Source organism: Marinomonas phycocola (assembly GCF_047525455.1).
Classification (GTDB): domain Bacteria; phylum Pseudomonadota; class Gammaproteobacteria; order Pseudomonadales; family Marinomonadaceae; genus Marinomonas.
Map to the genome: position 1 here is coordinate 23,960 of NZ_JBLIXL010000011.1, position 13,309 is coordinate 37,268.

Annotated in this window: 13 protein-coding genes and 10 tRNA genes; 4 read left to right on the plus strand and 19 right to left on the minus strand. The window is 40.8% G+C overall.

The window, feature by feature from the left end:
- Positions 1-66 precede the first annotated feature (66 nt).
- From ACMUMJ_RS09780 to thrS, 17 genes are all read right to left on the minus strand, one after another.
- Positions 67-142, minus strand: a tRNA-Val gene (locus ACMUMJ_RS09780).
- A gap of 52 nt (positions 143-194) precedes the next feature.
- Positions 195-271, minus strand: a tRNA-Asp gene (locus ACMUMJ_RS09785).
- Positions 272-318: 47 nt separating this feature from the next.
- Positions 319-394 (minus strand) — tRNA-Val (locus tag ACMUMJ_RS09790).
- A 52-nt stretch (positions 395-446) separates the two neighbouring features.
- Positions 447-523, minus strand: a tRNA-Asp gene (locus ACMUMJ_RS09795).
- A 47-nt stretch (positions 524-570) separates the two neighbouring features.
- A tRNA-Thr gene (locus ACMUMJ_RS09800) sits at positions 571-646 on the minus strand.
- A gap of 26 nt (positions 647-672) precedes the next feature.
- Positions 673-748, minus strand: a tRNA-Thr gene (locus ACMUMJ_RS09805).
- Between the two features lie 26 nt (positions 749-774).
- Positions 775-850, minus strand: a tRNA-Thr gene (locus ACMUMJ_RS09810).
- A 28-nt stretch (positions 851-878) separates the two neighbouring features.
- Positions 879-954: transfer RNA gene (locus tag ACMUMJ_RS09815), tRNA-Thr, on the minus strand.
- Positions 955-1,002: 48 nt separating this feature from the next.
- Positions 1,003-1,078, minus strand: a tRNA-Thr gene (locus ACMUMJ_RS09820).
- 12 nt (positions 1,079-1,090) lie between these two features.
- Positions 1,091-1,167 (minus strand) — tRNA-Pro (locus ACMUMJ_RS09825).
- Positions 1,168-1,487: 320 nt separating this feature from the next.
- Positions 1,488-1,787: an integration host factor subunit alpha gene (locus ACMUMJ_RS09830; protein ID WP_414678654.1), complete on the minus strand. Its 300-nt coding sequence runs from the start codon at positions 1,785-1,787 to the stop codon at positions 1,488-1,490.
- A 3-nt stretch (positions 1,788-1,790) separates the two neighbouring features.
- Positions 1,791-4,175 carry a phenylalanine--tRNA ligase subunit beta gene (gene pheT, locus ACMUMJ_RS09835; protein WP_414678655.1) on the minus strand — a complete coding sequence of 795 codons (2,385 nt, stop codon included), beginning with the start codon at positions 4,173-4,175 and terminating at the stop codon, positions 1,791-1,793.
- Positions 4,176-4,200: 25 nt separating this feature from the next.
- On the minus strand, positions 4,201-5,196 hold the full coding sequence (gene pheS / locus ACMUMJ_RS09840; RefSeq protein WP_414678656.1) for a phenylalanine--tRNA ligase subunit alpha: 996 nt from the start codon (positions 5,194-5,196) through the stop codon (positions 4,201-4,203).
- A 116-nt stretch (positions 5,197-5,312) separates the two neighbouring features.
- The gene (gene rplT, locus ACMUMJ_RS09845; protein WP_414678657.1) at positions 5,313-5,669 is read right to left on the minus strand and encodes a 50S ribosomal protein L20; all 357 of its coding nucleotides are present in this window, start codon (positions 5,667-5,669) and stop codon (positions 5,313-5,315) included.
- 47 nt (positions 5,670-5,716) lie between these two features.
- Complete coding sequence (gene rpmI, locus ACMUMJ_RS09850; RefSeq protein WP_414678658.1) at positions 5,717-5,911, minus strand: 50S ribosomal protein L35; 195 nt, start codon at positions 5,909-5,911, stop codon at positions 5,717-5,719.
- Positions 5,912-5,977: 66 nt separating this feature from the next.
- Positions 5,978-6,538, minus strand: a complete 561-nt coding sequence (gene infC, locus ACMUMJ_RS09855; protein WP_527195819.1) for a translation initiation factor IF-3 — start codon at positions 6,536-6,538, stop codon at positions 5,978-5,980.
- Positions 6,520-8,457, minus strand: coding sequence for a threonine--tRNA ligase (thrS, locus tag ACMUMJ_RS09860; protein ID WP_414678659.1), 1,938 nt, complete (start codon positions 8,455-8,457; stop codon positions 6,520-6,522). Before thrS ends, infC begins: the two co-directional genes overlap by 19 nt.
- A 249-nt stretch (positions 8,458-8,706) precedes the next feature.
- Here thrS and ACMUMJ_RS09865 point away from each other — a divergent pair, with 249 nt between their 5' ends.
- From ACMUMJ_RS09865 to ACMUMJ_RS09875, 3 genes are all read left to right on the plus strand, one after another.
- Complete coding sequence (locus ACMUMJ_RS09865) at positions 8,707-9,333, plus strand: O-methyltransferase (RefSeq protein WP_414678660.1); 627 nt, start codon at positions 8,707-8,709, stop codon at positions 9,331-9,333.
- A 98-nt stretch (positions 9,334-9,431) separates the two neighbouring features.
- On the plus strand, positions 9,432-10,133 hold the full coding sequence (locus ACMUMJ_RS09870) for a GIY-YIG nuclease family protein (RefSeq protein ID WP_414678661.1): 702 nt from the start codon (positions 9,432-9,434) through the stop codon (positions 10,131-10,133).
- 267 nt (positions 10,134-10,400) lie between these two features.
- Positions 10,401-11,210 (plus strand): ion transporter, encoded by an 810-nt coding sequence (locus ACMUMJ_RS09875; protein ID WP_414678662.1) that lies wholly within the window; start codon positions 10,401-10,403, stop codon positions 11,208-11,210.
- 102 nt (positions 11,211-11,312) lie between these two features.
- On the opposite strand, the gene ACMUMJ_RS09880 is transcribed toward ACMUMJ_RS09875, so the two are convergent.
- Positions 11,313-11,594, minus strand: a complete 282-nt coding sequence (locus tag ACMUMJ_RS09880; RefSeq protein WP_414678663.1) for a DUF4344 domain-containing metallopeptidase — start codon at positions 11,592-11,594, stop codon at positions 11,313-11,315.
- A 304-nt stretch (positions 11,595-11,898) separates the two neighbouring features.
- Here ACMUMJ_RS09880 and ACMUMJ_RS09885 point away from each other — a divergent pair, with 304 nt between their 5' ends.
- Positions 11,899-12,357: a CreA family protein gene (locus ACMUMJ_RS09885; RefSeq protein WP_414678664.1), complete on the plus strand. Its 459-nt coding sequence runs from the start codon at positions 11,899-11,901 to the stop codon at positions 12,355-12,357.
- Between the two features lie 456 nt (positions 12,358-12,813).
- Here the strand turns inward: ACMUMJ_RS09885 and ACMUMJ_RS09890 are convergent, their stop codons facing one another.
- Complete coding sequence (locus ACMUMJ_RS09890; RefSeq protein ID WP_414678665.1) at positions 12,814-13,296, minus strand: cupin domain-containing protein; 483 nt, start codon at positions 13,294-13,296, stop codon at positions 12,814-12,816.
- Between the last annotated feature and the right edge of the window lie 13 nt (positions 13,297-13,309).

Consider the following 13,309-nt stretch of genomic DNA (forward strand, 5'->3'; position numbering starts at 1 on the left):
ATATAGAATAAAGAAAGAAATCGCATATAAAACAAAATGCGGAATCAAATAGCAGAAAATGATGAATGGTGGGTGTGGAGAGGTTCGAACTCCCGACATTCGCCTTGTAAGGGCGACGCTCTCCCAACTGAGCTACACACCCATTTAGATGCTTTCGCATTTAAATAACTTGCCAAATACTCTATAAGGATAAATGGCGGAACGGACGGGACTCGAACCCGCGACCCCCTGCGTGACAGGCAGGTATTCTAACCAACTGAACTACCGCTCCATTTATCAATTTTGCGTCTGACGACGAAAAGTTTACATCGTTTTAGATGGTGGGTGTGGAGAGGTTCGAACTCCCGACATTCGCCTTGTAAGGGCGACGCTCTCCCAACTGAGCTACACACCCATTTAGATGCTTTCGCATTTAAATAACTTGCCAAATACCCTATAAAGATAAATGGCGGAACGGACGGGACTCGAACCCGCGACCCCCTGCGTGACAGGCAGGTATTCTAACCAACTGAACTACCGCTCCATTTATCAATTTTGCGTCTGACGACGAAGCTTTCACATCGCTTTAGATGGTGCCGCCACCAAGAGTCGAACTCGGGACCCTCTGATTACAAGTCAGATGCTCTACCAACTGAGCTATAGCGGCATTTTCTAGCAACCCTTACGTATTATTGGTGCCGACACCAAGAGTCGAACTCGGGACCCTCTGATTACAAGTCAGATGCTCTACCAACTGAGCTATATCGGCAATACATAATATTTACTTTATATGATTGGTGCCGCCACCAAGAGTCGAACTCGGGACCCTCTGATTACAAGTCAGATGCTCTACCAACTGAGCTATAGCGGCAACACATAATGTTCAAACTGTTTTTAATTGGTGCCGACACCAAGAGTCGAACTCGGGACCCTCTGATTACAAGTCAGATGCTCTACCAACTGAGCTATATCGGCCTTTATAGAATAACTTTTAAAAACAACTTCAGTGATCTTAACCAAAAATGGTGCCGACACCAAGAGTCGAACTCGGGACCCTCTGATTACAAGTCAGATGCTCTACCAACTGAGCTATATCGGCTAAAACATTTTCTGGTCGGGACGGCAGGATTTGAACCTGCGACCACTAACACCCCATGCTAGTGCGCTACCAGACTGCGCTACGCCCCGCCTGATAACTTTTACTGTTACGACTGTTGTCGTTGCCAGCGGGTGCGTATATTACTATAACAATTTAAAAAGGGAAGACTTTTTTAACATTTTTTAAATTAATTTTATTAGCTGCGTTCTCGAGACTTTCTATAGTCATCAATAAGTTACTAAGGCTATACATAAGCCCAAGACATCAAATATAAACATCTCCTCCCCATATACATAACAAACCTAACACACTCCCCTAGAAACCAGTACGCCTCCATATGGAGGCGTACAGAAAACACAAAGAACAACACTAAGTAACAAGACAGCTAATGCTATAAATCACCTTACTATTACTTATCTCCCATATAAGCATCCACTTTACCTTTAAGTTTCTGCCCTGGCCTAAAAGTAACAACAGTTCGAGCTGTAATTGGTATTTCTTCACCTGTTTTAGGGTTCCTACCAGGGCGTTGACTCTTTTCGCGCACTTCAAAATTACCAAAACCTGATAACTTTACTTGCTCCCGAGCAACCAACGTCTCTCGAACCACATCAAAAAAACCCTCTACAAGATCTTTTGCATCTTTTTTACTCACACCCAGTTGGTCAACTAAGTTTTCAGCAATATCCGCCTTTGTCAACGCACCCATGATTTACCCCCTAACTACCGCTCCAAGCTTGGAATACAACTCATTTACGATAACTTCCAACGAGTTGTTTATTTCTTCATCACTAAGAGTGTGCGAAGGATGTTGCCACGTCAAGCCTATCGCGATACTTTTTTTCGTATCATCAATACCTTGCCCTTGATAAACGTCAAATACCGTCACATCTTTAAACCCCTCACCAGCCACAGAAAGAATAACATCCTTCAACGAAGAGGCCGCAATATCCCTATCCATTAATAACGCCAAATCACGCCTTACTTCAGGAAACTTAGAAATCGCTTTATATCTAGGCAATCTGCCACTTAAAACAGCATCAAGAGAGACATCAAAAACATATACAGACTGACTACAACCCAGTGATTTAGATAACTGAGGATGCAGCTCACCAATAATCCCAACCACTTTACCGGAAATCAAAACTTCTGCAGAGCGCCCTGGATGCAAGAACACTTCATTCGCCTTACGATATTCAGGTGCTTCGCTCGAATTCAAAGCAAACAATCCATCTAAATGTGATTTAATATCGTAAAAATCCACTTTATCATTATTTTGACACCAAGATTCAGGAGCCTTAGACCCAGCAATTAAACCAGATAAACGCTCCTGCTGATCCATTTCGGCCAAAGCATCAACCGAACCAATAAAACGACGCCCCGTTTCAAATAAACGAACTCGAGACTGCTGCCTATTTTGGTTATGTAAATACGCTTTAACCAAACCAGGAATAATACTAGGACGCATAACCCCCATATCAACAGAAATGGGATTCTCTAGCTTTATAGCTTCAATCTCTGGATAGAATCGAGAAGAGATGGCAGGATCGATAAAACTGTATGTTACTGCTTCTTGATAGCCAAACGCTACCAAAGTGGATCTCATTGTTTGCAGTGACGTTTTTGCCTCAGAAACAGGACTAAAACCGATTGAAGCAGTAGGCATTGAAGACGGCAAATTATCATAGCCGTACACACGAGCCACCTCTTCAATCAAATCAGCCTCAATAGAAATATCAAAACGATGACTAGGCACACTAACCACCCACTCTTCAGCCGATTCTCTCACCACATTCAACCCTAAGCGCTGTAAAATACCAGTCACCAATACAGAATCAAGACTAATAGCCAAGTACTGGTCTAGTTTTTTCCTACGTAGCACAACATCAGAGCGAGAAGGCAGCTCAGACTCTGTCGTAACATCAACAACAGGACCCACTTTACCACCTGAAATTTCAATAATTAGAGCAGTAGCACGCTCTATAGCATCTAGCTGCAACTGAAAATCAACACCTCTTTCAAAACGATGAGAACTGTCTGTATGCAATCCATAAGATCGAGCCTTACCAGCCAAAACCAAAGGAGTAAAAAAAGCACTTTCTAAGAAAATATCTTTCGTTTCACTCGATACGCCTGAGTTCTCGCCCCCCATAACTCCAGCAATCGCCAAAGGGCGACTCTCGTCAGCAATAACCAGCGTATCACTTCGAAGGCTGATTTCTTGCCCATCTAATAAAGTAATCTTTTCACCTTCATCCGCCATACGAACGACAATAGCGCCCGACAACTTATCTAAATCAAACGCGTGCATTGGCTGACCAAGCTCAAGCATCACATAGTTTGTAATATCAACAATAGGGTCAACAGAGCGCACACCACAACGACGTAATTTCTCTACCATCCAGATAGGTGTCACAACAGACACATCAACATCTTTAATTACGCGACCTAAATAACGCGGGCAACCTTCAACACTGACCACAGTTACTGGAAAAGTATCTTGTACCTCAACAGCACTCACAGAAATTTCAACAGCCTTAACATCCTGCTTATTTAAAACACCTACCTCTCTCGCCAAGCCAGCAATACTCAAACAATCACTACGGTTAGGTGTCAAGTCAACATCTATGATCAAATCATTCAAGTCAAGATACTGACGAACATCACTGCCAAGAGGCGCATCCAATGACAGCTCAACTATGCCGTCATTTTCATCACTTAAGCCCAATTCGGAAGCAGAACAAAGCATCCCCATCGACTCAACCTGCCTAAGCTTAGCTTTTTTAATTTTAAAATCATCACCTAAAACAGCACCGATCTTAGCAAAAGCGACTTTAATTCCTGCTCGCGCATTTGGCGCACCACACACAACCTGAAAAACATCAACGCCATCACTTACTTGACAAACACGCAGTTTATCAGCGTTAGGATGCTTAACCGCTTCGGTGATTTCACCTACAACAACACCGGAGAACTCATTTGCAACACCAAAAAACTCATCTACCTCCAACCCCGCCATTGTAACTTGAGCCATCAGCTCTTCCCTGCTAATAGCAGGATTGACCCACTCTCTTAGCCAATTCTCACTAAATTTCATACAAGATACCCTGAGTCGTTAAATATTAATTAAATTGCTTAAGGAAACGTAAATCATTTTCGAAAAACATGCGTAAATCATCAACGCGATAACGCAACATAGCAAATCGCTCTACACCCATACCAAACGCAAAACCAGTGTATCTCTCAGAGTCAATACCAGACATTTCTAAGACTTTTGGGTGAACCATCCCACAACCAAGCACTTCCAACCAAGACCCTTCACCTTTACTGTTAATCCGCCAAATATCCACTTCTATTGAAGGCTCTGTGAACGGAAAATAACTAGGACGGAAGCGAGTTTTAACATCATCTTCAAAAAAAACATTTAGAAACTGCTGTAGCGTGCCCTTCAAGTCTGCGAAAGAAATATTCTCATCTATCAACAAACCTTCAACCTGATGAAACATTGGTGTATGCGTTTGATCAGAATCACAGCGATACACTCTACCAGGACATATAATTCTAATTGGAGGCTGAGAAACCTCCATCGTACGAACCTGTACAGGCGAAGTATGTGTACGCAAGACAGTATTAGCATTAAAATAAAAAGTATCTTGCATCGCTCGCGCTGGATGATGCGCAGGTATGTTTAGCGCTTCAAAATTGTGATAGTCATCTTCTATCTCAGGGCCACCAACTACGTCAAAGCCAATTCCTTTAAAGAACCCTTCAATTCTCTCTTGCGTTCTCGTAACTGGGTGCAAGCCACCCACTTCTTGACCACGACCAGATAAAGTAATATCAATAGCCTCACTTGCCAACTTTGCATTCAAAGCTGCCGCTGCCAATACATTTTTTTTGCGCGTTATTTCCAATTGAACTTTTTCTTTAGCTTCATTGACAAGCTGCCCAATTTTCGGACGATCTTCTGCTGCCACATTACCCAACTGCTTTAACACAGCCGTCAATTCACCTTTTTTACCAAGATACTTTACTCGAATCTCATCTAAAGAGGACTCACTCTCAGAGGAAGATACAGCATTTAATGCATCTGAAAGAATTTGCTTCAGGTTTTCCATTTTTCACTCCCCAAAATAAAATAGGGGAAGAGCATAGCTCTTCCCCTATTAAAGACGGCTTTAGATTTCTTTACTTTCAACATAAAAGCAAAAAAACCTTATTGCTACGTCAGAAATTAAGCCAAGCTTGCTTTCGCTTTTTCAACGATTGCAGCAAAAACTTCTTTCTCGTACACAGCTAGGTCAGCCAATACTTTACGGTCAACTTCGATTGCGGCAATTTTCAAACCAGCAATGAAACGACTGTAAGATAAACCATTGATGCGCGCTGCCGCATTAATACGAGCAATCCACAAAGCGCGGAATTGACGTTTACGTTGACGACGGTCACGATACGCATATTGACCCGCTTTGATAACCGCTTGTTTCGCTACACGAAACACTCGGCTACGAGCGCCATAATAACCTTTAGCTTGCTTTAAAATCTTTTTGTGACGGCGACGAGCCTGAACACCACGTTTTACGCGAGGCATAATATAAACCTTTTACTAATTAATTAACTAAAAAAATGACCTGGTATTTAAATGTAAGGCAACATACGCACAATTAGTGCTTTATCGCTTTGTGCAACTTGGTGCAGAGCACGAAGATGACGCTTACGCTTAGTCGATTTTTTAGTCAAAATATGACTAGTATGAGACTGTTTATGTTTAAAACCATTCGCAGTACGCTTAAAACGCTTAGCTGCGCCACTGTGTGACTTAATTTTGTTCATTATTAAAAACCACTTCGCATTCGTTAATGTTAGTGTAATTTCCTGCTATCTAAGAGATAACCAAAACTACTTCTTCTTTTTAGGGCCTAGCACCATAGTCAATTGACGACCTTCCATTTTCGCAGCTTGCTCTATTGCACCATACTCTTCTAAGTCTAAAGCGACTCGATTCATAAGTTGCATTCCAAGCTCCTGATGTGCCATTTCACGACCTCGGTATCGTAAAGATACTTTAGCCTTATCCCCACCTTCAAGGAAACGTATCAGGTTGCGGAGTTTTACCTGATAATCCCCTTCCTCCGTCCCTGGACGGAATTTCATTTCTTTTACCTGAATCTGTTTAGCGTTTTTCTTTTGAGCCGCCTTCGCTTTCTTTTGCTCAAAAACATGCTTACCGTAATCCATTATTTTACAAACAATAGGATCGGAGTCTGCAATTTGAACCAAATCTAATTTGGCTTCTTCTGCTGCCTTAATTGCTTCTTCTATTGAAACAACACCGACTTGATCACCATTTTCCGCAATTAAGCGTACTTCAGTGGCTTGAATATTCTCGTTGATTAGCGGGCGTTGCTTACTTGATTGACGGCCGCGATTGATATTACCTTTTATAGTGAAATCTCCAATTCTTGTTTACGACTACGGCGAGCGACTTCTTTTCGAAGCAATCCCTCAAAATCAGTAACACTCATGACACCGAGGTCTTCGCCGGTACGGGTTCTTACAGCAACTTGCTGCTGCTCTACTTCTTTATCCCCTACCACGATAAGGTAAGGCACACGCTGTATTGTATGCTCACGAATTTTAAACCCGATCTTTTCGTTTCTCAAGTCTAGTTTGGCTCTAAAGCCATTAGAATTGAATCTTTTTGCCAAATCATCGCAGAAATCTGCTTGGCGATCGGTTATATTCATCACAACAACTTGCTCAGGCGCTAACCAAGCAGGAAAACTGCCTTCTGTCTCTTCTATTAGAATGCCGATAAAACGCTCTAAGGAACCTACAATTGCACGATGCAACATAACAGGTGTTTGCCTAGAACCATCTTCTGAAACAAACTGCGCACTGAGTCGACCAGGCATAGAAAAATCGGCTTGGATTGTACCGCATTGCCATACACGGCCAATAGCATCTTTCAGAGAGAATTCAATTTTCGGGCCATAAAATGCCCCTTCACCAGGCAATTCTTCCCAGTCCAAATCCGCTGCATTCAAAGCCTCAGCAAGCGCCTTTTCTGACTTATCCCAAACCTCATCAGAACCAACTCTTTGCTCTGGTCGAGTAGATAAACGATAAATAATGTCGGTAAAACCAAAGTCAGCATACACTTCATGCAACAGACGAATAAACTCAGACACCTCTTCTTGCAACTGATCTTCCATTACAAAAATATGACCATCATCTTGCACAAAATTACGCACTCGCATAATCCCATGAAGAGAACCGGATGGCTCATTACGGTGACACGAACCAAATTCAGCCAATCGCAAAGGCAAATCACGGTAACTCTTAAGGCCCTGATTAAATACCTGAATATGGCAAGGGCAGTTCATCGGCTTAATAGCGTAATCACGATTTTCTGAATGCGTTGTAAACATTCCGCTATTAAACTTACCCCAATGACCAGATTTCTCCCACAAAACGCGATCGACAATCTGAGGTGTTTTTATTTCTTGGTAACCACTCTCTCGCTGCTTTACGCGAAGATACTGTTCGATTACCTGATAAAGAGTCCATCCCTTTTGATGCCAAAAAACCATCCCCGGAGCTTCTTCTTGAACATGAAATAAGTCCAGCTTCTTGCCCAACTTACGATGATCCCTTTTCTCTGCCTCTTCAAGACGAGTTAGGTACGCCTTCAATTCTTTTTTGTCGTTCCATGCCGTGCCATAGATGCGTTGAAGCATTTCATTATTAGAATCGCCCTTCCAATAAGCCCCTGCCAATTTCATTAGCTTGAAATGACGCAACACTTTCGTGTTTGGTACGTGAGGCCCTCGACACATATCCATGTATTCTTCATGATGATACAAGCCAACCTGCTTAACAGATTCATCCATACCATCAATTAATGCGACTTTATAATCTTCTCCGCGCTCAACAAACTGAGCACGCGCCGATTCGATTGGCGTTACAATTTTCACAACGTCATAATCTTTTTTAACGAGCTCAAGCATACGTTTTTCAATTGCCAACATATCTTCGTTGGTAAAAGGACGTTCATACGCAACATCGTAGTAAAAACCGTTATCAATGGTAGGACCGATAGCCATTTTCGCAGTAGGAAATAGCTGCTTAACAGCATGACCAATCAAATGAGCAAATGAATGACGAATAATCTCTAAACCTTCTTCATCACGGCCTGTGATAAGACTTAATTCGGCATCCTCTTCAATCAACTCACATGCATCAACTAAAACGCCATTAACACGCCCAGCAATTGTTGCTTTTGCTAAACCTGGGCCGATATCTTCTGCTACTTGCATTACAGTAACAGAGTTTGGAAATGAACGTTTGCTGCCGTCTGGCAAAGTAATCTCTGGCATTTCTCTCCCCTATCCGGAGTCAGTGGTGCTCCATACGAAAGAGCACATGTAAAAGTAAGGTAGGTAAATTAACATTTACTTTCTTATGATGCTAATTTATTTACCCTTTTTCCTTGCTAAACAAACATTTCTTTAATTTTTAAAGTTTTTTCCAATAGATGCCTTTTTTATCCAATTAGCCGTGGACTTTCCTACTGAGCAAGGTAAAATTGTCAGCCGTTTCACAGCAACCAAACTTTACAAGGTTTTATGACCAATAACGCGCTTGATAATTACTGCATTGATACTACTCAATCAGAGCCTGAACTATTATTAGAGTTAATTAATAGAACGTACTCTGAGATGGGATACCCCAATAAACTTTCAGGCAAAACAATTGGTCGCACCTTAAAGTTACTTGCTAAAATGTCAAACCCTAAACTTGCATTAGAAATAGGCATGTTTACTGGCTATTCCGCACTTTCGATTGCGGAAGGAATGCCTGAAGACGGCAAACTCATTTGCTGTGAAACCAATCCGAAAGCAATTGATTTTGCTCAATCTTTTTTTGATCGTAGTCCATATGGTCATAAAATCACTCCTATTTTTGGTCAAGCTTTAGAGACGCTTAAAACCGTACCAAACGGTTTGGATTTTGTTTTCATTGATGCAGATAAACGTAACTATTTGAATTATTATGAAGCCGTTGTCCCTCTAGTTCGACCTGGCGGCCTAATTATTGTAGATAACTCGCTATGGCAAGGACGAGTACTGAGCCCTAATGAGAACAGTGACAAAGCCGTCGATTCTTTAAATCAGCGCATTCTAGAAGATGATCGCGTTGAAAATGTTCATCTAAATATTCGAGATGGACTAAACTTAGTTATTAAGCACTGACAAATTTATCTAAGACCTTTATGAGGGCAAAAGAAATTTCTTCTTTTCTCTTATATTGTCTTATGCTATTCAAAAGAAAATTCAAAGAGGCAGCGGTTTTGGTCGTTTTTAAAATCACTAATAACAAAACAAATAAGCATTACATCGGCACATCCTTTAATAGCGGTTTCCAACGCTTTGAACAATACGTTGGAGCTTCAAATGAAGGCTTAGATTTTCCTCTGTACGACGAAATACGCGAGTTTGGTGCAGATTCGTTTTCCGTTGAAGAACTTTACGAGACGGAAGATAAAGAAGAACTTTACGAGTTGGAGCAAGATTACGTTTCTATTTATAACGGTGTAAGTTTACGCGGCTATAAAATCGGGCAATCTGCAGCGAAACCTACGCTAGCAAGTTTTGGCAAAAAAGCAATGTTTGACGCAAACGGTGTGTCAACAACAGCTCCAGCCAAAAAAGCAACGCGCAAGTCCGCGGTAAAAAAAACGATAGAATTACCAAAAGAGCAACCTAAACCAACATCTAAGTCATTTTTTGGTGAATTGATTGGTGAAGAACGCCTTGATGTACCTGCAAAAAAAGCTGTACGTAAAAAAGCTGATCCTTCTACTACTCGACCAAAAAGTAAAGCAGCCATTCAAAAACTTCTTAGAGAAGCTGAAAAAAAATCCAAGTTAGAACGTGAAGAGCAATTAAAATCCGCTCAACAAGAACAAGCAGATGAAATGGCGCAAATTATGGCCAAGATTGATGTGACAGCAAAAATGTCTACTTCTGCCGTTCGTCGTAGAAAAGATTAACATCATCACCTAGAGAACCTGCTCATCCTACGCAGCGATCTGCACCTTAAACTCTACACAGACAGTGCCATTGTTTTTATCGATAGGACTGTCTGTACCTCACTCCTTTTCGTACACTTCATTTACTTTCTTCTTCATTTAAAAATACTTCAGAGCATGTTTCGCAATGAAAAAGTACACAATGAAATAAACCTCAACAGCATTACTTTTCAGAGAAAAATACTTATAATCCCCTTTCATTTTTTTATAGATTAAGGTCATAATATTATGTTGTCGCAGTTGCAACAGTTATTTCAACGCATTGATAACAGTAAACTTTTTCAATCATTCGTGATTGCAATCATTGTCATTTCCGCTCTAACAGTAGGCGCCCATACCTACTCATTACATCCTACCGCAGAATTAGCACTTCACTGGCTAGACGTCGGTATTACCGCATTTTTTCTTGTTGAGCTTATCATTCGTTATTTTGCAAGCAAAGGCATCAAGCATTTTTTCTCTAAAGGATGGAATATTTTTGATACCATCATTGTATTAGGCAGCTTATATCCAGCGGCTGGCTCGACTGTATTTATAGCTCGCCTACTCAGAATATTCAGAGTACTGAGATTGGTGTCAATGATCCCCGAACTTAGACTGTTGGTAAACTCGCTTCTCAAAGCAATTCCTCAAATGGGGTATATTGCACTACTGATGTTCGTTATTTTTTATATCTACGCCGCCATTGGCAGTATGCTTTTTGCCAACATCAACTCAGTACTTTGGGGGGATGTGTCCATATCAATGCTAACACTGTTCAGGATAGCCACTTTTGAAGATTGGACAGATATAATGTATGAAACCATGGTTGTTTATAAAATCAGCTGGATTTATTACTTAACGTTTATCTTTTTAACTGCTTTTGTCTTCTTAAACATGATGGTAGGCACCATTTTAGAAATCATGTCTCAAGAACATCAACACGCCCGTGAGGAAGAGGCAGGAAGCGATTCACTACCAGCAACACAAGGACAAGTTCGCAATCTCGAAAAACAAATTGAGCAACTGACCAAGCTTTTAAACAAAGACAACCGATGACATCTTTGGCGCTTATTTAAATCTCTCATCTGAACTTAAATGACACATTTAAATTTCAGTTCAAATAAGCGCCACCCTCTTCTTTACCAAAAGATAGCCAAATCAAACATGAACATAGCTATAAGCAACCTCATGAAACAGTGCATACATAAAAGCATTCATGATCGCATCTTCTCTACCAACACCAGTATTGTCATAATCTACCACCACAAAACGTGCTTTTACTTTTTCAATAAATGAGTATGGAACATGAATTTCATTGATATTTGGGTCATAAAGCGAACCATCTTCCCAGCCAAAAATGATATGTAATTGATCCCACAGATGAAATTCAGTGTTAATCAATTCACCCACACCTTCGGCAACATCAGATTCTTTAATCATTGAGTGCCTTCATAGATCACCTCCACATCAGTAGAGGCAATAGAATAAGATATGGAGATCACGATAACTAACGCTGAAAATAATATTTGAATCGGATTCACTGCAATCCTCAATTTTAAAACGATAAAAACTAGGCGCTGTACCCAGAATCAATGCTTATGCTAATGTCACCTATCGAAAAGTGACTCGCTATCACTCATCGTACCGTCTCAGTATAAAATATCATGGGCTCTTGAAATTAATAACCTAACGTTAAATATACACCAGTAAACACATACAACCGACTTTTATAACGGAACATATAATGAAAAAACTATCTGCAATTATTGGCATTGCCGCCCTACTCACAGCATGCGATAAAAATGAAGTCGGTGACGTGAGCCTAGGCCTATTGACCACCAAAGACATCAAACTCAATACCTTGGATGACCCAATTGTTACAGGGGTGACATGCCACGTAGCCAGCATCGAAGCTGATTTAGATTTTTCTGACCCGAGCGATTCGTCCATTGCGTGTCGCCAAACCGGTGAAATCACGCCCGATATGATGGCTCAAATCGATCGCTCAAAGTCTGGAGAAGTGATTTTCAGCAAATCGAAAAGTGTCTTTTTTAAGAATATGAAGATACGCCGAATTTTTGATAAAGGCTCTCAAACACTGATGTACGTGTCTTACACAACCAAAGAAACAGAAGGGAGCTTTAAGCACAGCCTATCAACAGTGCCATTGTGGGGGACACAGGCTTACCAGCAACCAAACTGATTGCCAGCTAATGAACGTATAAAGAGAGTACAACGGCCTCTTTATACGTCACGTTTGAAGTGAATAGCATTTGAAAAAGTCATTCTCTGTAATTTCTAATTACTTACACTCTCTATCGCCGTAGTAATCATCACTGTAATTACAGCTCGTTTTTTGTTTCGATTGAACTTTCTCAGAAGAATGAAAAAGGCGTGCAATCATAACCGTGATTAAATTTTTCATACGTTTCTACTCTTTTTGTTTAAGATAACGTTAGACTAGCCATTCTTTATAAAAATAGAAAATTAATCGTTTTTATTATATCAATAATAAAATTCTATGACTTATTTATCAGCATCATCTTAGACCCAATCACTAGGGAAGGTGCGAATAAGTCCTCTTGTCTTAGCATGTGGATAAAAGCCGGCTATTCGAGGCGAGTATCGAATGTGAATAGCTGGCCTATTTTCGAGATACTCAACAAAGAATACTGGCTTTTAGACCATGCCCTGCGGGTCTTAGTAGACTTATTCGCACCTTCCCTAGACTTTTTTTCCCAAAACTCGGTATGTCAATATGATTTATATCGACGAGATCCCATCGCATGCCTTTTTGACGATATATACGCTTGTCCAAATTTGTATAATCCGCAACATCATGATCTAGCCTCTGTCCAACCATAATATACCTCAGAACATCAGTCCCACTGTTTCGTAAATTATGTGGCTCTCCACCCGCTCGATAGCCTATAAAATCGCCCGCCTGAACTTTATGGACTTCATTCCCAATAACTGCCTCGGCCTCCCCCTCTAGAATATAAACGCATTCGTCTTCATGGTAGTGCACATAGGTTTCTGTAGATTCATGATCCGGCAGTATTTCAATAATATGGAAACCAAACTCTGTCAGCCCCGTTAAATCTCCTAAGGATTTATTTACACGCTGTGCATTTTCATTCAAAAAATGTGTTTTT